Source organism: Exiguobacterium sp. s191, from assembly GCF_018618955.1.
GTDB lineage: Bacteria > Bacillota > Bacilli > Exiguobacteriales > Exiguobacteriaceae > Exiguobacterium_A > Exiguobacterium_A abrahamii.
In genome coordinates this window covers 606,049-625,644 of sequence record NZ_JACSNC010000001.1, presented here as the reverse complement: position 1 = coordinate 625,644, position 19,596 = coordinate 606,049, and the positions used below count along the sequence as shown (strand labels likewise).

The window sequence follows — 19,596 nt, the reverse complement described above, 5'->3', positions numbered from 1 at the left end:
GCTCTACAATAAAAAAGGATAACGGAGCCGTTCAGCAGTCCGTTATCCTTTGTTTGATTGTGTCTTTCGAATCGTTCGTTGCCTTGGATGCACGGCAAGCTTTGCTTGGCACATCCGTTCAACGGCAGGATCCGTCGCAGCATCAAATGCAACTAGACTCGGGTAATGCCCGACGAGGCGTCCTTGCTCTAAGATCGCGAAGCTGTCGCAAAGTTGCTCGGCAGCTTTAATGTCATGCGTGATAAAGACATATGTTAGACCATGTAGCCGTTTCAAGTCAGCTAGCAATGCGAGAATCAACCGTTTGTTGACCATGTCGAGGCTACTGACTGCTTCGTCTAAAACGATCAGACGTGGTTCAGCAGCAATCGCTCGCGCGATCGCGATTCGCTGGAGTTGCCCGCCACTGAACTGCGCCGGATATTTCGTCAGATCCGTCGCCTTGAGCCCGACTTGTTCAATTAGCGTGACGAGACGCTGTTGCCGTGCTTCACCCTTTAAACGAATGAAATTATCAAGCGGTTCGGCGATGATATCGGCAGCCGTAAGCTTCGGATTGACCGCAGCAAACGAGTCCTGGAAGACGACTTGGACGTCACCTTGAAATGGTCGTTTTGTCGCGTGGCGATCGACACCATTGAACCAAATCGTTCCGGTCGTTGGGCGTTCGAGTCCGAGCAACAATCGTCCGAGCGTACTTTTCCCGGCACCACTCGACCCGAGCAATCCGAGACAGCGTCCCGCTTCAAGCGTCAATGAGACATCGTGTAAGACGGTCTTTGCTGGTTGAAACCGGCGTTTATAGACGTGTGAGACTTGATCGATCTGCAAGAGACTCATCCGAACGCCTCCCTTCCTAGATGCTGTGCAAGAAGTGACTGTGTATACGGATGTTGCGGTCGATCAAACAATTCAAAAACATCTGCTCGCTCAACGATCCGTCCTTGCTGCATGACGAGGACATCGTCTGCAAGTTCAGCGATCACACCGAGATCATGCGAGATGAGTAACATCGCCGTTCCGTAAGTCGCCCGCATCCGTTCGAGTAATTCAAGAACCGTCTTCTGATTGAAGACGTCGAGTGCCGTCGTCGGTTCGTCGGCAATCAAGACGCTTGGGCGCAGGGCAACGGCTAAGGCGATCATGATCCGTTGCAACATCCCGCCACTCAGTTCGAATGGATAAGCTTTGAGCAACCGGGCGGCGTCCGTCAGATTGACTTCTTCGAGTGCCGTCATCGCTTGTTGTTTCGCTTCACGTTTTGAACAACGTGAATGGGTCTGAATCGTCTCGATCATCTGGTGCCCGATCGAGTAGACCGGTGTGAAGGCACTCATCGGATTTTGCATGATGAACGCAATCTCACCGCCTCGAATCGTTCGGACGGTTCGTTCGGATAGAGACATGATTGATCTGCCATTCAGTTGGATGTCACCGGTGACGTCTGTCGTCTGCGGATTGAGCAGACGCATCAAAGCGAGACTCGTCACCGTTTTTCCGCAGCCACTCTCTCCGACAAGACCGAGGATCCGACCAGGTTGAATCGAGAATGATACCTCTTCAATCAGTGTCACTTGTTGTTTCGTACGGACGGTTAGACCATCGACAGCTAAGATCGGTTCGATACGGGCACCTCCTCTCATTTCATTGTTTTTGACACACCGAATCGTTCTGCTAACTGTTCTCCTAATAGGTTAAAGCTGATGATGACGAGCATGATCGCAAGTCCCGGATAAATCATTAATTCCGGATTCGTCCGGATGTACGATTTTCCTTCGTGAATCATCGCCCCCCACTCGGCTGTCGGTGACTGGACACCAAGCCCGAGGAAAGACATCGCCGAGATATCCATGATCGCCCAGCCCATCTCAAGCGTCCCGATGACGAACAACGGTGGTAAGATGTTCGGCAGGATATGCGTCCGAATGATCTTCCACGAAGACGAACCGTTGACGCGAGCGGCTGCGATGAACGCTTCCGTCTTCAACGTCATGACCATTCCGCGGAACATCCGCGCGTAGTAGACCCACTGGACGAGCATCAAGGCGATGATGACTTGCTTGAGACCTGGACCGAAGATACCGACGAGACCGAGGACGAGAATCAGACTCGGAAATGCCATCACACCGTCACAAAGACGCATCAAGAGTTGGTCGACCCAACCGCCACGATAGCCGGCAAGTGTTCCGACGAACAATCCGATCGCAAGTGAGGCGACGAAAATCAACATGGCGCAACCAAGTGAGATCCGCGCACCGTAAATCAAACGCGATAAGAGACAGCGTCCGAGCTGGTCAGTTCCGAGCGGATAGGCTGACGACGGCCCATGGAGCTTTTGCGTCAAGTCGACGAGGTTCGGATCATGCGGCGCAATCCATGGTGCGAACAAAGCAATGCCTGCCATCCCGATTAAGACGAATGCACAAAGATAAAGAAGCGGTGTATACCGCGACCGGATCATCGTTGCTGGAAGTGGAGTATTCATACCGTCCCTCCTTTTTTCGCTAGTCGTGGATCGAGCACGGCTTGAATGATGTCGACGAGCAAACTGCTGCCGATGAAGACGAGGGCAGCGAGAAAGACATAGCCTTGGATGACCGGCAAGTCCCGGTCAAAGATCGCTTCAATGAAGTAACGACCGAATCCTGGCCACGAGAAGACGGTCTCGACGATGATCGTTCCCGTCAGCAACTTCCCAAGGTTCATCCCAAGACCCGTGATCATCGGCGGAATCGCCATCCGAAGGACGTGTTTCCCAAGAATCCGTCCTTCCTTTAATCCACGTGTCCGGGCAAACAAGACATACGGTTCGTTCAATGCTTCGATCACACTGCCGCGTAGCAATCGTGTATAAAGGGCAATCAACGGAAACGCGAGTGTCAATGCCGGTAAGATCAAGTGCATCACACTTCCCGTTCCACCGACCGGGAACCAATCCAGCTGGACTGCAAAGAAGAAGATGAACAGATACCCGAGCCAAAACGACGGAATCGAGGCACCGATGAAGGCGATCCCCCGACTAAGATGGTCAAAGAAGCCATTCTTCTTGATCCCAGCAAGGAACCCGAGCGGAATACTGACGACGAGTGCTAGCAGCAGACTCGTCATTGCCAGCTCGACCGTCGGTGGTAAGCGGAGCAAGACATCTTCTAAGACCGGTTTGCCGGAAAGATACGATGTGCCGAAATCGAGCTGCGCCAAGCGGATGACGGCATCGAAGTATTGTTTGTAGAACGGTTGATCGAGTCCGAATTCTGCTCGTTTTGCAGCGAGCAGTTCATCCGTCGGTTGGATATGGGCAGCGGATAGATAGGCCTGTGCCGGATCAACTGGTGACAAATGAATCAACCCTGTCAGAATCAAGACAGCAAGTAACAAGATCGGGATGACGGATAATATGCGTTTGACGAGGAAGACCCCCATGTCATCCCTCCTTTACTTAATTCCGATTCGGGCAAATGGACTCTCATCCCGGTTCGCCGGGAACTGGAAGTTCGTCACGTCCGACTGATAGACCGCCATCTTCTTCAAGTACGAAATCGGAATCAATGCCCCTTGATCTTGGAGTGATGGCAGAATGTCGGCGTACATCTTCTGACGCTTCGTCTCGTCTGTCGTCTTCAAGACATCTTTGATCTCTTGCAATAGTTGTTCTTTATTCGGATAAGCCGAAATCGCTTCTTTGAAGCCGAAGCCATCCGTATCAATCAGGTTCACGAACGTATGCGGATCATACGGTGCACCGAAGTTGCTGTAGAAGTTGATGTCAAATCGGTTGTCCTTGAAGCGCTGGACTTGATCCGGTAATTCGACAGCTTCCGTCTTCAGCTCGACGCCGATTTTCGACCATTCCGACTGGAGTGTTTCGGCCATCGCCTTTTGGACCTGCTCGGCCGCATCATACATCATCCCGATTTGCAGCGGTTGACCGTCCTTGACGCGGACTTTTTCACCTTTCGGCAGTTTCCAACCTGCTTCGTCAAGAAGACGATTCGCTTCCGTGACGTCATAATCCCATTGCTTCACTTTCAGGTTCGACGTGTACGGCATGTTCGGTGGCAATAGGTAGTCAGCTGGTGCTTCTATTCCCGACGTGATCCCTTCGACGAGAGCGGCTTTATCAAACCCGTGTTGGAGCGCCTGGCGGACGCGTTCGTCAGACAGACGCTTATTTTTCGTATTCAAAACGAGGAGACGCGTCGCGACTGGTTCGGACATCTCTGTCTTGTAGGATTTATCCGTCTTCAACTGGTTGAAGGCATCGATGCTGATCGCCCCTTCACCGTAAATCAGATCAACTTGTCCTTTTTCGAGTGCTAAGACACGTGTCTCCGCATCCGGGATGATGTCGACCTTGATGTGATCGATGTTCGGCTTCGGACCCCAATAGTTCTTGTTGACCTTAAACGTCGCATACTGATCCGGTTTGTATTCGTCGAGCATCCATGGACCTGTCCCGACTTCTTTTTTGACACCCTTCGACTTATCGCCGTTTTCAGGGAATCCCGCTTCTCCGAGGAAACGGACCGGGCGGACGACCGCGAGTTCCTGAATCGTCGGGTAATAGGCTTCGGATAATGTCAGGCGGAACGTCTTCGCATCGACAGCTTCTGTCTTCTCGATTTTCGTGATGAAGCCAAGCCAGCTATGTAAGGCTTTTTGTTTGAGGATCGCGTCAAAGTTCTTTTTGACGATCGCTGCGTCGAACGTCGAACCGTCCGAGAACTTGACGCCGTCACGGAGCGTGAACGTATACGTTTTTCCGTCTTCAGAAATCTTCCAAGACGAGGCTAAGTATGGCTCGAGCTTTCCACCTTCTCCGTAGTGGACGAGTGGCTCATAGATCATCGACTGTGCGAACAGTTGTGATGGGTTGTAGACGTGCGGGTTCATCGTTCCGACGTCGCGTGGCCACGCGAGCGTCAATGTATCTTTATCTTTTCGCTCTCCTGTCGACTCGCCCGGGTTCGAGCAGCCGATCAATAATGATGTCAAAGACAGGATCGAGACAGTAGAAATCAGTAATTTTTTACGGTTAACGTTCATGGTAGGCAGAACTCCCAACTTGTATTGATAATCATTTTCAATTGTAAGAGGGAAAGGTAAGGATTGTCAATGGATAATCCAGATGTTAACTGGACCTAAAGACGCTTTTTGACAGGATTTCCACGCATAACTGAGTAACATTCTGTGTACGCTTCTTGTTTGTCAATAATTGTAATCAGCTGTGTTAAGCGGTATCCTAGTTTGGATGCTGCGTTTCTTGTTTAACGAAATCATTTGCACGGAAAGGATGATATGATGTCACGACTGGTTTCCTCCATCTCGCTTGTGTTGCTCAGTCTGCTCTTAGTGCTCCCTTTACTGATGATCGATGGACTGATTTTCTACGTCGGAGATGTGTCCTACGACTCGTTCGTTGGTTGTCTGGTGTTTCTCGTATGTTTCTATCTCGCTAGCCTGGTCGTCAGCGTCGTGTTTGACGGGATGATGCGTGCGCTTGGCGGACTGTTCAAGCGTCGTTTCTCGAACATACTGTTTGCTGTCGTGAACGGTTCCGTCAGTTTGAGCGTCTTACTTTGGATGGATCTCTACGTGGAGTCCATTACAATCTCGCTTGCGACGAAAGTCGTTCTGGTATCTATACATACGCTATTGTTTTACCTGATTCATCAATCAAGCGATTCGACTGCTTCGTCTTCTGAAGACAATGCACAACATGAGCCAATCGTTAAAGACGCCATCCGTTTGTTAGAAGATATCGATCCTGTGACATGCGTCGAGACGTTATGTCTCAAGTACCCTGATCTTCCGAAAAAAGACATCATTCGGATCGTCTATCGTCTTCATGGCAACTAAAAAGACCTGATCGTTTCTGAGGAGATTCAGAAGCGTCAGGTCTTTTAGTGTAACTAGAAATGAAACGCACAACTTTTTATAACGAAATAAGATGCAATGGAACCCGTTTAGCTGAATAGAGAAACAATCCAACTGATCAAAATACCGACGAACGCAAAGTCAGAATCCCCGAATGTCGTCCCTTCGAATCCGAGATTGCCGAGCAGTGGTAAGAGGAATGCCGGTAAAAAGCTAATCAGAATACCATTTGCAAATGAGCCAAGTATTGCACCTCGTCTTCCACCAGTCGCATTACCGAATACGCCAGCAGCAGCACCCGTGAAAAAGTGTGGTACTAATCCAGGCACGATGATTGATAATCCGAGTAAAGGTAAGAAGAACATTGAAATCAATCCAGCGACAAAACTGGATAGGAAGCCGATGATGACCGCGTTTGGTGCGAATGGGAAAACTGTCGGGCAATCTAGCGCCGGTTTGGCATTTGGAACTAGTTTATCCGCAATTCCTTTAAACGCTGGTACGATTTCAGAAATTAACATCCGAACACCGGCAAGTACGATATAGACTCCTGCTGCGAACGTAATGGCTTGAATGATGGAGAAGACGATATAGTTCGAACCACTCGATAATTCTTTTTCAATAAATCCTGGTCCAGCAAACAGAGCAACGACAACAAAAAGTAATGTCATCGTCAAAGAAACGGCAACGGATGTATCTCTTAAGAAGCCTAGTTGTTTGGGCACCTTAATTTGCTCAGTTGAGTGTTCTTTATTTCCTGCATATTTACCAATCGTTCCAGAAATAAAGTATCCAAGGGAACCAAAGTGGCCGACTGCAAAGTCATCAGAACCAGTGATTTGTCGAACGAAAGGTTGCAAGAGAGCTGGAAAAAGAACCATACATAATCCCAGTAGAACCGAACCTACAACAACTAATAGAACGCCACTCAATCCGGAAACTGAAAGTATTGCCGCAAGTAAACTCGCCATGAATAACGTATGATGTCCAGTCAAGAAGATGTACTTGAATGGTGTAAATCGAGCCAAAACAATGTTCATGACCATTCCGAACACCATGATCATTGCCGTCTCTACACCAAATGCATCTTGAGCAACTGCTACGATTGCTTCGTTATTTGGAATGATTCCCCGAATGCTGAATGCGTGATCGAACATTTTACTAAAGATTTCGAGTGCTGCGATGATAACACCGGCTCCTGCTCCAATAATGATAAAGCCCATGATTGTCTTCAGTGTCCCCGAAACAACTGTCGCAATATCCTTTTTTTGCAACAGTAATCCAACAAGAGCAAATATACCGAGCAAAATTGCTGGTGTCCCTAAAATATCTCGCATAAGTAAATCAAGCAAGGTCAGTCCCCCCTTCTGTTATGTGTTGTTACTTAAAGTCTCGTACTAAGTTGTGCCTTAATGTCTTCGATATTCATGACATTTTCAAGAGCAACAATGTCACGAGTGCCGTTGTCGAGCGAAATAATGATGTCTTTTGCACCTAAATAAATATCAGCCGGTTCCGTTTGTGCAGTCGAGAGATCCGTATGAGAAACATCTGCTTGTTTCCCCATTTGTTCAAGTGCCTTTTTAACGTTAAGTTCCATGATGAAACTTGATCCAAGTCCGTTTCCACATACCACTAAAATTTTCTTCATGATTTAGTCCTCCTCAGAATATGGTTCAATGATTGTTTCGATATCTGTTACAGAGTTTGCTTCTAGTAAACGTGTGACATCTGCTTGATTTCCTAAAAGATTCGTCAGTTGGCTTAGCGCTTTTAGATGCGTTGTTTGATCAATGGCTGCAAGAACAAAAAACAGACGTACTTCTTTATCTTGAGGAAATAAAACAGGTTCTTCTAATTTCAAAATACTCATTCCTAGTTGAAGTACACCGTCTTCCGGTCGTGCGTGTGGAATCGCCACATCTGGCATTAAGACAATATATGGACCATGAGACTCAACGTTTTGAATCATCGTTTCGATATACGCTGGTTGAATTTTCTTTTCAAGTAGTAAAGGACTTGCTGCCACTCGAATGGCATCCATCCATGATTCCACCCGTTGGTGTATCTGTATTTGGTTTGTTGTGATTAAATCATTTAGCACCGGTTGCCCTCCTTGTAGCAGTTTTGGCTGTCTTGGATATAACAGCTGATTTAATTCCTGTCGTAACGCTGATTCACTTTGGATTGTTGCATGTTGTTTGATGACAGCAATCAAATCCTCCAATTGAATTTCATCTGATTGGTTTCGTTTTAGAAAACGCTGCTCCACCGACCGTCTTAATGTAATTTGCTCAAAACGTGTCGGCAAGGTAGGTACAAGCATGACATCTGCCTGCAAATGAATACTCTCTTCTAACGGAACTGTCGTAAAAATCACATCGATAATTTCCACGAATTGACCCACTTCACGTTGTGACACCGGTGGTAAAAATACAATCTCAGGAAATTGATTTTTTAGAATGTAATCAAGCATATGCGATACACTAATCCCACTTGGACAGACAACAATTGCTTTTAACTTTTTATCCAATTGCTCTCCTTGCTGATTTAGATGTGTGGCAAAGTGAAGCGTATAATACATGATTTCGACATCTGGTATGTCTTGATTCATCAACTTGCGGAATGGTTCTAACGCTTTCGATACAAGAACATGTAATACTTGGTGTTCTTCCATGACATACCGCTTTAATTCCGATGATGATTCCAAACCTGAATAGAGGCGCTGCATCGTAGCTTTCGAGTGAAGTACTAACTTTTCACAAAGAGCCTCTTTTTCGATAATGAAAGTGCAAGAAATCGTCTCAAAATGAGTAATCACCTCATGCATGATTTTGAAAAGACGAGCATGAAGATCTTTTTGAATTTCCTCTTCCACCTTCGGACCACTTTGGATAAGGAGATCTAACGTATCAACAAATAATGTCCGTTCTTCGAAATAAGAAATGAGAGTTGAATCAATGTTCTTCACGAACAGCGGTTCTTCACTGGGTACAACTTCCTTGATAGCTATTGATCGACCTAACATCAAAAAATAAGATAGTTTCTCTCGATGCTCTTCTACAAATTGGAATTGTTGTTCTGCTTCATATGATTCAATGTGTTGTTTCGCTTTAATTAAACGCTCTGACCAATCATCAATGATCATAGACATCAAATCGTTTTTCGTAGAAAGTCGAATTAATCGCTCAATCGCTCGGTACATATACAAATAAATCGTTTGTAGATGCCCATAGAAGTGATATCCATCTTTTCGAGAATAATTGAGCGTAATCCCAAATTGAACCGCGTCTTTTTTCACAGCGTTTAAACTTTCTTGCACTGTAAACTTCGATACATTTAACAACTGCTGATAATGAACGGAAGATACAAAATCTTTTTCCACCATCGTATAGAATGTGATCAACAACTCACGTTCTTCTTCCGAAAAGATTAATTCAGCTTTCTCTAATTTCTCTCCAATCCCCTTATCAGATGGAATCGTCAAAATCGGTCCATTCACATCAATCAACGGTAATTGATGATATCCAAGCCATTCTTGAATACGTTCGATTTCATACTCTAAAGTTCGTTTAGAATACGGTAAGATTGTTAATAAAAATGGAATTTGTACGATTTCTTCATGAAGCATCACATGAAGGATTCGTTTACTTTTTTCGTTCAATAACATAAGTGGAGGCCTCCTACGCATTCAGTATAAAACGAAAACACCATCTTTTTGTAAGCGTTTACGATTGATGTTTGTTCTTACTATTAACAAAAAACTGTCTCTAATTCTTGAGAACAAAAAAAACACTCATTCGTCACATGAGTGTTTTACAAGCGATTTAATTTTTATTTGTATTTTACCATAATAAGCCAAACAACCTGTTCTATACCGAATAAATATTCTTCAGATTGATAGTCTTCACTCTTTTACTAACTCATAAAACTGATACGTATTCTTCCCAGACGACTTAGCGGCATATAGCGCAACATCCGCTTGTTGTAACAAGGCTTGCAACTCTGGACGAAATGCGGTGTCATACAACACGATCCCGATACTCGTCGACACGCGGTAGTCCGTTTCCCACTCACTTAACGAAGTGACGATCCGCTCTGCAAGTTGTTCCCACCCTGCCCTTGAATCCGAATGACCGAAGTGAAGAATGAATTCATCACCGCCTAAGCGTACGGCCATCGCGTCTTCTTGTTCGCGGGCGAACTGTCGCAAGCGTTGCGCGACCTCTTGCAGAACGATGTCTCCCGTCTCGTGTCCATAGACGTCGTTGATCTTCTTAAATCCATCAAGATCAAGGAAGAAGACGGCTCCTGTCTGCCCGGGATGCTCCTCGAACTGCTTGGTTAAGTACCGCCGATTGTGCAGTCCTGTCAACGCATCCTTCCAAGCATGACGCTCAAGCTCCAAATAATACAAGAAGAGTCGGACGATCCGTTGCAATAACCGGATGTTCTTTTGTTCATACAAGCTGACCCGATTATTGATTGCACATAATGTGCCGAACGTCTCCCCGCTCGTCAAGACGATTGGAATACCTAGATAGGAGCGGACGTGAGCCTCCTCCAGACCCTTTCGCCAGTCGCCGAGTTGTTCCGCGTTCGGAATATCTTCGAGCACGACCGGCTGTCTCGCCTCGAAATCAATCAGCTTACATAACGATTGGTTCAATTCAATCTGCATGCCTTCCACCATCGGGATATCTGCTTTGTCGTTCGCAATCTTCAACATCCGTTGTTGTCCTGCTTCGATCGCTGATAAATACAGCATCTGGTCCGGTAGAATCTCTTTTGCAAAATCGAGGACATCATCCGCCAATTCATCAAAATTTTGATACATCTTCAAGTCTTCAAATGCTTGATTCATACAGCACCTCATTTCGAAGTCATCTTCTGCAGCGTCTCTGATTTGAAAAACGAAAAGGTTACATTTATTACCACTTTCTCTTTTGACTATCGTTTAAACCTATTTTTGTAAAAAGCGTTCGATGGTCCTAATTTTAGTCCTAAATGAGAAAGATTATCATTTTTTTATTTTCGTGTAGTTTATAGAAGGTAAAAATTCGGACAGCCAATTGGCTGGAAATGAGCGTTGCGTCTTCTAAAATCGTCTGCTATCATTCTCAGTGAACGTGAAAATGATAATCATTATCACTTATTGAGAACAGATGACTCAGATAGAACTACATAATCCATCTGCTACTTAATCCGTGATTCATGCGTTATCAAATTAAACAAGAGGAGCTGAATCATCATGGGGAAATGGAAAACACCACTCGTCGTGAGTTCGCTTGCTGTCTTACTGGCGGCATGCGGGAACGCAGGAGAAGCAGACACGAAGAAGGACGCAGAAGCACCGAAGACGGTCAAAATCAAGGATGCACACGGAACGGTCAACGTCCCGGTTGATCCGAAGAAGGTCGTCGCACTCGACAATCGGACATTCGAGACGCTTGCCGCGTGGGACGTCGAACTCGCAGCAGCACCAGTCGGACTGCTCCCGGCTGAGTCACCGTATGCGAAAGATAAGGATATCGTCGATGTCGGCATGCACTTCGAACCGAATCTCGAAGCAATCGCTGGTGTTAATCCGGACGTTGTCATCGTCGGACAACGCTTCGCTGATCATTATGAAGACATCAAAAAACTCGTTCCGAACGCTGCTGTCATCGACCTTGACATCACTTTACCGGAAGACTCCGGTACACCAGGTGAGTTACTCGTCAAAGGACTTGAAGATACGACTGAGACACTCGGACAAATCTTTGATAAAAAACAAGAAGCGGATCAGCTCGTGACAACGCTTGAGCAATCGATCAAAGACGTTAAAAAATCATATAACGGACAGGACAGCATCATGTCGGTCATCGTCTCAGGCGGTGATATCGGTTTCTCTGCTCCGATGAGTGGACGTGTCTTCGGACCGATGTATGATTTGTTCGACTGGAAACCAGCCCTCGAAGTCAAACAAAAATCGGGCAACGACCAAGGGGATGAAGTCTCGGTCGAAGCAATCGCTCAAAGTAACCCGGACTGGTTACTCGTCCTTGATCGTGACGCACCACTTGGAAACGCAGAAGGTGCCGTACCGGCGCAAGATGTCATCGACCGTGCACCTGCCCTGCAGAAAACAAAAGCAATCAAAGACGACAACATCGTCTACGCACCGAAAGACACGTATTTGAATGAATCGATCCAGACGTACTCGGAATTCTTCACTGACATCGCGAAAGCGCTCGAGAAGTAATGGCACACGCACAGCAACAAATGAATGGAAGAGTTGAGCCACCCGCTCGACCTTCCTTTTCTGTCGTTTGGACGAAGCCGTTCGTCTTGACCTTATGTCTCGTCTTAGCGCTCGCAGCGGCTTCCCTCTTCACGGGCGTCTACGAACTACGGAGTGCAGCGAACGATTTCGATATGTTCTGGATCACACGTGTTCCGCGGACACTCGCCTTGATGCTGACGGGTGCTGCGATGGCAATGGCTGGACTCGTCATGCAACTGATCACGCAAAATCGGCTCGTTGAACCGACGACGACCGGAACAATCGAATGGGCGGGACTCGGACTGTTAGCCGTTTACTTGCTCGTTCCTGCACCGTCGTTAATGATGCGGATGAGCGGTGCCATCGTGTTTGCGTTCATCGGGACGATGGTCTTCTTCTGGTTTCTCCGTTCGGTCCGACTGCGTTCATCGTTGATCGTTCCAATCATTGGTCTGATGCTCGGAGCCGTCATCTCCGCGATATCGACGTTTCTCGGGTTGTTTTTCCGTGCCAGCCAAGCGATCGAAGGCTGGTTCGTCGGTTCGTTCGCGTCCGTCCAGATCGGTCGCTACGAATACCTCTGGATCATCATCGGTGTCACGGTCTGTATCTTCTTTCTCGCGAGTCGCTTGACGCTCGTTGGACTCGGAGAGGACGTCGCGACGAGCCTTGGCGTCAACTACAATCGACTGATGCTGATCGCGACTGGGCTGATCGCTCTATCAGTCGGTGTCGTCGCGACCGTCATCGGCAACCTACCCTTCCTCGGCTTGATCGTTCCGAACATCGTCTCGATGTTTCGCGGTGACGATCTCCGTAGTAATTTACCGTGGGTCTGTCTGATCGGGATGGCAACGATTCTAATCAGTGATCTGATTTCACGCACGATCATCCGTCCGTTTGAACTGCCGGTCTCCTTGATTCTCGGAACGGTCGGAGCAGCCGTCTTCATCATCATTCTGTTACGTCGACGGAAGACTGGAGGTGTCAGGTGAGTACCGCGATTAAACAACAGGAACACACACGAATTCAACCGAGCGTTACACGTGAAACCAATCGCCGGGCGTCTGCGTTTCAGTCGAAACGACTCGAGCGCCGCTACTGGATTCTCCTCATCCTGTTCCTCAGCGGCGGAGTGCTCAGTACGATCGGTCTCTTGCTCTACAATAACCCGGTTCCGTTTGATTCTCCGTCCTTTTGGCCGGTCGTCGAACGCCGGATCACGGCAGTCATCACGATGGCGATCGCAGCAATTTGCCAAAGTCTTGCGACCGTCGCCTTTCATTCGGTCACGAGTAACCGGATCATCACACCGTCCCTGCTTGGTTTTGACGCTCTCTACTCGACGATCCAGACATCGATGATCTTCTTCTTCGGTGCGGGAGCACTCGTCGGCTTTACCGGCACGAGCGCCTTTTTGACACAGGTCGCGATCATGCTCGCGATGAGTCTCTTATTATACGGATGGTTGTTATCCGGAAAATACGCGAACCTGCAGCTGATGTTGCTCGTCGGAATCATTCTCGGCACGGGTCTTAACTCGCTGTCGTCATTCATGCGAAAGATGCTCGCACCGTCCGAGTTCGATATCTTACAAGCACGATTATTCGGTTCGGTCACGAATGCCGACGCATCTTACTTCCCGATTGTCATTCCGGTCGTCCTCATCGTTGGTCTGTTGCTCTACTTCTCGTCAAGACGACTCAACGTCGTCGCGCTTGGAAAAGAGGTCGCGACATCGTTCGGCGTCAATCATCGTGGCAGTGTCATCTACTTCTTGATTCTGATTTCACTCCTGATGTCGATGTCGACGGCATTGATTGGACCGTTGACGTTCTTCGGCTTTTTAGTGGCGACACTCAGTTATCAGGTCGCTGCAACGTATGATCACAAATACGTCTTCCCGATGGCATTCGCAATTGGTTTCTTCGTTTTGACGACTGCTTATTTCTTCATGTATCACATTTTCAACACGCCAAGCGTCGTCTCTGTCATCATCGAACTGTTCGGCGGACTGATATTCCTTGTCGTGTTGCTTAGAAAGAGGTCCCTATGATATCACTTGAACAAGTTAAAAAATCGTATACGGATGATGTTAGAATTGGTCCAATCGACTTAACGATCCCAAAAGGTGGATTCACAGCGTTGATCGGTCCAAACGGTGCCGGTAAGTCGACGACGTTAATGATGATCGGTCGTTTGCTTGATCTTGATGCCGGGCAGATTGAAGTCGCCGGGATGGATGTGACGAGTAGCAAATCGAAAGACTTAGCGAAGATCATCACCATCCTGCGGCAGGAAAATCATTTCGTAACCCGGCTGACAGTCCGGCAGCTCGTCGGCTTCGGACGTTTCCCCTACTCAAAAGGTCGCTTGACGGCTGACGATGAGACGATCATCTCGAAATACATCGATTTTCTCGAGTTGACGTCGCTTGAGAACCGCTACCTCGACGAATTATCGGGCGGACAGCGGCAACGGGCATATGTCGCGATGGTACTCTGTCAGGAAACGGAATACATTCTACTCGACGAACCCCTCAATAATCTTGATATCGCCCGCTCGGTCCAGATGATGGGTTATCTACGACACGTCGCTGATACGTTCGGACGGACGATCATCACAGTCTTGCACGATATCAATTTTGCTGCGAAATACGCAGACCACATTTGTGCGATGAAGGATGGACAAATCGCCGCCTTCGGAACGGTTGCCGAAGTCATGGATGAAGCGCTATTATCCGAGATCTTTGAGACTCATCTTGAGATCATCGAAGGTCCATACGGCCCGATTGCTGTCTATTGATACTTATATAGAAATGAGGAATGAATGATGCAGATCGATTGGCTACCACTAGAACAGGTAACGCAAGAAGGCGAACACACTTACACGTTTCATTTGCAACGCCCAGATGGTTTCGTTTGGGAGGAAGGCGCCCATACGCATATGGCGCTAGAAGGGTTTAATGCAGGCGATAAGCCGAACCGCAGTCTGATTCGGCACATGTCGATCTCGACGCTCCCTCATGAAGGAACGATTGGCATCACGACACGGATTAAACCGGAATGTTCCGTCTTTAAGGAGACACTTCGACAGCTGAAACTAGGTGAGAAGATTGCTTTGTTTAAGACGCATTCGAACGTTCCGCTACGCCGGGAAAATCGTACGGTGTACTTACTGTCAGCAGGCGTTGGTCTGGCAACGTTTCGACCAATCATCCTGCAACATCAGGCTGACAGAAGTGGCATTCCGCACATGTACTCGTTGAATGTCGACTCGGCGCGCACTGAACTATTCAAAACTCAGCTTCCTTCGCACGAGCAGTTTAGCCCCGCTTATGTCGAGAGTCGCTCCGCTTACTACGATGCTGTCAAAGCGATGACAGCGGACAAGGAAGGGTTGTTCTACATCGTTGGTAGTGATGAATTTCTCCGAGACACGATTGACGTGTTGCAGGCTGCTAACATTCCGGCAGTACAAATCATGATTGATAAACGTCAGGACCAGCGAGATACGTTTTTAGCATAAGGTACCAATGATTAGACTTCAGCATTGACTGGAGTCTTTTTGTTTTCTCAAAATAAAGAATTGGTATGTTATCTGTAAATATTTGTTATGATAAGTGCATCAACTGACTTTCGGAGGGTTGCTTATGAATTTTGTATTTGATCTCGACGGCACAATCTGTTTTAAAGGAAAACCGATGTCTCAAGACATCGTACAGGCGCTTCATGCAGTCGAGGACGACGGGCACCGTGTGATTTTTGCTTCAGCACGTCCTATCCGTGACATGCTACCCGTCATTCATCCTTCATTCCACGACCATATCTTAATCGGCGGAAACGGATCGTTGGTCGCATCGGAACAAACAATCGTTCAGTCCAAATCGTTCGACGATCGTGAGCTTTCCCTTATTACGGGATTACTCGACAAGCATAAAGCCACATATTTAATCGATAGTGACTGGAATTATACATATAACGGACCGCAAGACCATCCTATCCTGAACAATCTAGATTCGGCTAAGACGGCACAAAATGTTCCGCTATCTCACCATGATCGAATCATAAAAATCCTCATTTTGAGTGCCAACAATCTGAAATCCTTAGAAAACGAGCTACTTCGAATGGATGTCGTTGTTCATCACCATGGATCGGAACAAGTATTGGATATCAGTCCAACCAGCATCAATAAACGGACTGCTTTACAAACACTCGGGATCGAGAACGAGGGATACATTGCTTTTGGGAATGACGCGAATGATATCGAGCTATTCAAAGGAGCACAGTATGCTGTCATGATCGGAAGCCATAAATCACTCCGTTTTTACGCAGATCACACCATTGACTCCACTAGTCCTTTAGAATCTCACATAGTCGAACAAATCAGGCATCTAAGCCAAAAATACGTCTATTCCACGTCGTATTCCTAAATAACGCCTGGTGAAATTTTCGGATCAATAGTTAAATCTCTATCAGATGTAATGCAATTTAACATAGTTACTCATCCAAAGATGAATACAATGGGTAAGAATAATCCGCTCATCAAGAGCATTCCTACTAGGACAGCGATACTCGATTTGAAAACCGACAGCGTTTGTTCCTCTAGTGGCTTGAGCCGTTTCACAGGAATGAGCATGGTCAATGAAGCAACGACTAATGCAAGCGGCTCAAGAATCGTTCGGCTCACTGAAAAGAAAATATCGATCATTAAAAAAACATTCAATACAAAGAAAAATCCCAATAAGCGAATGATCATTGCTTTATTCATATGTACTCCTTCATGGCTACTATATATTTGATTTGTTTCATGAAACAGAATGCCCTCTAATTATAGCGCTTCACAGAATAATTTTGGAAACGCATTCAAATAACTGGTGATTTGGTATCGTTGTAAGTCATACTGACAGTAGGTATTAGAAAAGGAGTGTTGAAGATGGAATACAAAAAAGGACTCGAAGGCGTCATTGCCGCTGAAACACAAATCGGTTTAGTCGATGGAACGTTAGGTCACCTTATCTATCGTGGACACTGGGCAAAAGAACTTGCATTATCCTATTCATTCGAAGAAGTGGCGTATTTCATCTGGAATGGTGAATTCCCGACTGAAGCGGAACTGGTCACATTCAAGGAACAGATGACGAGCTACCGTGAACTTCCTTCTTACGTTAAAACGATTCTCGATACATTGCCGAACGAGATGGATGTCATGAGTACGATGCGAACAGCGATCTCGGCACTCGGCACACCTGCTTTCGCTTGGCCACCGACAATTGATCAAGCGATGCACGTAACAGCACTCTTACCAACAATCATCGCCTATAAATATCAAAAAAATCAAGGTGCTGACTTCATCGAACCGAATCCGGAACTCGATCATGTCGCGAATTACATCTATATGATTAAAGGACAATTACCGAGTGACGTCGAGATCAAAGCATTGACGGCGTATCTGATCTTAACGATTGAACACGGTATGAATGCTTCGACGTTTGCTTCCCGTGTCGTCGTCTCGACGGAATCGGAAATAATTTCTGGCGTCTGTGCTGCGATTGGTTCCATGAAAGGACCGCTTCATGGTGGCGCCCCGTCAGAAGTCATTGAGATGATTGATGAAATCGGAACGATCGATAACATCGAACCTTGGATCCGGAACAAATTAGAAAAAGGCGAAAAACTGATGGGCTTTGGTCACCGTGTCTACAAAACACGCGATCCGCGTTCAGAAGCCTTAAAAGTCGTCTCAAAGGATCTCGCGCAAGAGAGCGATTGGTTCAACCTGATTACACAAATGGAGCAAACAGCGATCGATTTACTCGAGGAATACAAACCGGGTAGAAAACTGTATACGAATGTTGAATTCTTCGCGGCAGCCGTCTTAAAAGGACTCGACATTCCGAAAGAACTGTTCACACCGACGTTCACCTCTAGCCGTATCATCGGCTGGACGGCACACATCCTCGAACAATCGCAAGACAACCGGATCTTCAGACCTCAATCGTCATACACAGGACAGATGCCGGAACAAGCAGCTAAGTTTTGATTAGTCTCTAGTTACGATCAAAAAATGGACCGATGCCTGACATCGGTCCATTTGCTATGGCGTTTATTTAACAATTGTTTCTAATGAGAACTCTAGTACTTCCACTTCACATCCTGCCGCTTCTACATCCGGGCTACACGCATACGGTCCAATCTTAAAATTAGTCACGTCATGTAAATGTGCGATTCGGAGTTGCTCTTTGTGTTCTCCTGTTACGTGATACAACGTGACATCTTGATTGAGATAGTGGAGTTCAAAGACAAGCGGTGCATCAAACAGCGTATTGTCGACATCCCGGCACGACCAGTCCGAGTACCCGAAGCTCGTCACGACGGCACCCAGATGCGATGGACCATCCGGAATGAATTCTGCCGAAACTTTTACCCAGTGATCGTCGTTCATATAAAGCAAAATCCCCGCCTGATCATATGTCGCATTCGGGTTTAATTTTACTTCGATTCGGCACTTGAACTCCCCTTCCGGAGCATCCTGCAACAGTGCATGCCCCGTCAGACGGTTGAACTGATAATGGGTATTGCGCCAAAAATCCGTATCCGGATCCGTCATGAAACGTAACGGTGTTTCCTGTTCGATACGTGTCGGTGGGTTTAACCAACTTGTATTCTTCATCGAATTCTCCCCTTTTTAATCATTGATGATTGATTGAACCTTTATTTTAGCGACGCATCGATCCCTTTTACCATCCCGTTCACGAGCTTTTTTTGATAACTGTCAGATGCTAATTTTTGATCTTCTGTTCGATTTGACATGAAGCCCATTTCAATCAACACAACAGGAGTCTTCGACCAATTGAAACCCGTCAGATCTTTTCGTGGAACAAGTCCAGTTCCGTAACTCTTTTTCGCCTTCGTCGATTCAATCAAGTGCTTCAACATGATGGTTGCTTGTTTTTTACTCGTCTTATTGATCGCCTTCGTCACTTGATCATCTGGATATAAGACGGAGATTCCTTCTACCTTTCGATCCGTGCTTCCGTCTGCATGAATCCGAACGGTTAAGGCAGCTTTCTTCGCATTACAATGTTTTGCACGCTCTGCATTACTGATGTTGACATCGTGTGTCGTTCGCGTCATATGTACCCGATATCCCTTTTTCACTAATGCAGCTTTTAATTTCAATCCGACTTGTAAATTCAGTTTATACTCTGGAATTTTCGTCTTTACTCCGCTCGTCCCCGCGCTCACTTTCACTTTCATGACCTTCGAACGTGGAGCGACCGGTTCTTTTGCTAAGTTTTGCTTTTTTTGATGACCTGGATCAATACAAATCGTTTCCTTCTTTGACGTCGATTTCGCCTGTCCATCGAGTGGCATCGCACTTCCAATCAATAGACTTAACATGATGAGTAAACCAATTCGTTTCACTTTTCATCACACTCCATACCATCCATT

General features: G+C 46.7%; 20 protein-coding genes. 8 read left to right on the top strand and 12 right to left on the bottom strand.

Annotated features, from left to right (window positions below; genetic code table 11):
* Positions 1–42: 42 nt before the first annotated feature.
* The 5 genes from KNQ09_RS03205 to nikA are packed head-to-tail and all read right to left on the bottom strand — an operon-like array spanning position 43 to position 5,046.
* A complete protein-coding gene (locus tag KNQ09_RS03205) occupies positions 43–840 on the bottom strand; it encodes an ATP-binding cassette domain-containing protein (RefSeq protein WP_214857354.1) in 798 nt (265 codons plus the stop codon).
* On the bottom strand, positions 837–1,643 hold the full coding sequence (locus KNQ09_RS03200; RefSeq protein ID WP_214804654.1) for an ABC transporter ATP-binding protein: 807 nt from the start codon (positions 1,641–1,643) through the stop codon (positions 837–839). Before KNQ09_RS03200 ends, KNQ09_RS03205 begins: the two co-directional genes overlap by 4 nt.
* Positions 1,640–2,485, bottom strand: coding sequence for a nickel ABC transporter permease subunit NikC (gene nikC, locus KNQ09_RS03195; protein ID WP_483299307.1), 846 nt, complete (start codon positions 2,483–2,485; stop codon positions 1,640–1,642). The genes KNQ09_RS03200 and nikC overlap by 4 nt, the downstream gene beginning before the upstream one ends.
* Positions 2,482–3,423 carry a nickel ABC transporter permease gene (gene nikB, locus KNQ09_RS03190; protein WP_214857353.1) on the bottom strand — a complete coding sequence of 314 codons (942 nt, stop codon included), beginning with the start codon at positions 3,421–3,423 and terminating at the stop codon, positions 2,482–2,484. Before nikB ends, nikC begins: the two co-directional genes overlap by 4 nt.
* A gap of 12 nt (positions 3,424–3,435) precedes the next feature.
* Entirely contained in the window at positions 3,436–5,046 is a 1,611-nt protein-coding gene (gene nikA, locus KNQ09_RS03185) for a nickel ABC transporter substrate-binding protein (RefSeq protein WP_214857351.1), read from the bottom strand.
* Between the two features lie 255 nt (positions 5,047–5,301).
* On the opposite strand from nikA, the gene KNQ09_RS03180 reads away from it, so the two are divergent.
* Entirely contained in the window at positions 5,302–5,859 is a 558-nt protein-coding gene (locus KNQ09_RS03180) for a hypothetical protein (protein ID WP_214857349.1), read from the top strand.
* Between the two features lie 107 nt (positions 5,860–5,966).
* Here KNQ09_RS03180 and KNQ09_RS03175 read toward each other — a convergent pair whose 3' ends face one another.
* From KNQ09_RS03175 to KNQ09_RS03160, 4 genes are all read right to left on the bottom strand, one after another.
* Entirely contained in the window at positions 5,967–7,229 is a 1,263-nt protein-coding gene (locus KNQ09_RS03175) for a PTS ascorbate transporter subunit IIC (RefSeq protein ID WP_047395867.1), read from the bottom strand.
* Between the two features lie 32 nt (positions 7,230–7,261).
* Complete coding sequence (locus KNQ09_RS03170) at positions 7,262–7,528, bottom strand: PTS sugar transporter subunit IIB (protein ID WP_058705306.1); 267 nt, start codon at positions 7,526–7,528, stop codon at positions 7,262–7,264.
* A 3-nt stretch (positions 7,529–7,531) separates the two neighbouring features.
* Positions 7,532–9,547 (bottom strand): BglG family transcription antiterminator, encoded by a 2,016-nt coding sequence (locus tag KNQ09_RS03165; protein WP_214857347.1) that lies wholly within the window; start codon positions 9,545–9,547, stop codon positions 7,532–7,534.
* Positions 9,548–9,784: 237 nt separating this feature from the next.
* Positions 9,785–10,741: a sensor domain-containing diguanylate cyclase gene (locus tag KNQ09_RS03160; RefSeq protein WP_214857346.1), complete on the bottom strand. Its 957-nt coding sequence runs from the start codon at positions 10,739–10,741 to the stop codon at positions 9,785–9,787.
* 387 nt (positions 10,742–11,128) lie between these two features.
* On the opposite strand from KNQ09_RS03160, the gene KNQ09_RS03155 reads away from it, so the two are divergent.
* The 6 genes from KNQ09_RS03155 to KNQ09_RS03130 all read left to right on the top strand — a co-directional run bounded on the left by KNQ09_RS03155 (position 11,129) and on the right by KNQ09_RS03130 (position 16,574).
* Positions 11,129–12,121: a siderophore ABC transporter substrate-binding protein gene (locus KNQ09_RS03155; RefSeq protein ID WP_058265312.1), complete on the top strand. Its 993-nt coding sequence runs from the start codon at positions 11,129–11,131 to the stop codon at positions 12,119–12,121.
* 20 nt (positions 12,122–12,141) lie between these two features.
* Positions 12,142–13,137, top strand: a complete 996-nt coding sequence (locus KNQ09_RS03150; protein WP_064300406.1) for an ABC transporter permease — start codon at positions 12,142–12,144, stop codon at positions 13,135–13,137.
* An 8-nt stretch (positions 13,138–13,145) separates the two neighbouring features.
* Positions 13,146–14,198: an iron chelate uptake ABC transporter family permease subunit gene (locus tag KNQ09_RS03145; RefSeq protein ID WP_483299312.1), complete on the top strand. Its 1,053-nt coding sequence runs from the start codon at positions 13,146–13,148 to the stop codon at positions 14,196–14,198.
* Positions 14,195–14,947, top strand: a complete 753-nt coding sequence (locus KNQ09_RS03140) for an iron ABC transporter ATP-binding protein (RefSeq protein WP_058705311.1) — start codon at positions 14,195–14,197, stop codon at positions 14,945–14,947. The genes KNQ09_RS03145 and KNQ09_RS03140 overlap by 4 nt, the downstream gene beginning before the upstream one ends.
* 27 nt (positions 14,948–14,974) lie before the next feature.
* Positions 14,975–15,670, top strand: a complete 696-nt coding sequence (locus KNQ09_RS03135) for an FAD-dependent oxidoreductase (protein WP_214722859.1) — start codon at positions 14,975–14,977, stop codon at positions 15,668–15,670.
* A gap of 124 nt (positions 15,671–15,794) precedes the next feature.
* Positions 15,795–16,574 carry an HAD-IIB family hydrolase gene (locus KNQ09_RS03130; protein ID WP_214857344.1) on the top strand — a complete coding sequence of 260 codons (780 nt, stop codon included), beginning with the start codon at positions 15,795–15,797 and terminating at the stop codon, positions 16,572–16,574.
* A gap of 71 nt (positions 16,575–16,645) precedes the next feature.
* Here KNQ09_RS03130 and KNQ09_RS03125 read toward each other — a convergent pair whose 3' ends face one another.
* Positions 16,646–16,912: a hypothetical protein gene (locus KNQ09_RS03125; RefSeq protein ID WP_214857342.1), complete on the bottom strand. Its 267-nt coding sequence runs from the start codon at positions 16,910–16,912 to the stop codon at positions 16,646–16,648.
* Between the two features lie 165 nt (positions 16,913–17,077).
* On the opposite strand from KNQ09_RS03125, the gene KNQ09_RS03120 reads away from it, so the two are divergent.
* Complete coding sequence (locus KNQ09_RS03120) at positions 17,078–18,184, top strand: citrate synthase/methylcitrate synthase (RefSeq protein ID WP_214857337.1); 1,107 nt, start codon at positions 17,078–17,080, stop codon at positions 18,182–18,184.
* 63 nt (positions 18,185–18,247) lie between these two features.
* Here the strand turns inward: KNQ09_RS03120 and KNQ09_RS03115 are convergent, their stop codons facing one another.
* Positions 18,248–18,814, bottom strand: a complete 567-nt coding sequence (locus KNQ09_RS03115) for a DUF1349 domain-containing protein (protein ID WP_214857336.1) — start codon at positions 18,812–18,814, stop codon at positions 18,248–18,250.
* 41 nt (positions 18,815–18,855) lie between these two features.
* Positions 18,856–19,569 (bottom strand): N-acetylmuramoyl-L-alanine amidase, encoded by a 714-nt coding sequence (locus KNQ09_RS03110; protein ID WP_353049742.1) that lies wholly within the window; start codon positions 19,567–19,569, stop codon positions 18,856–18,858.
* Positions 19,570–19,596 lie beyond the last annotated feature (27 nt).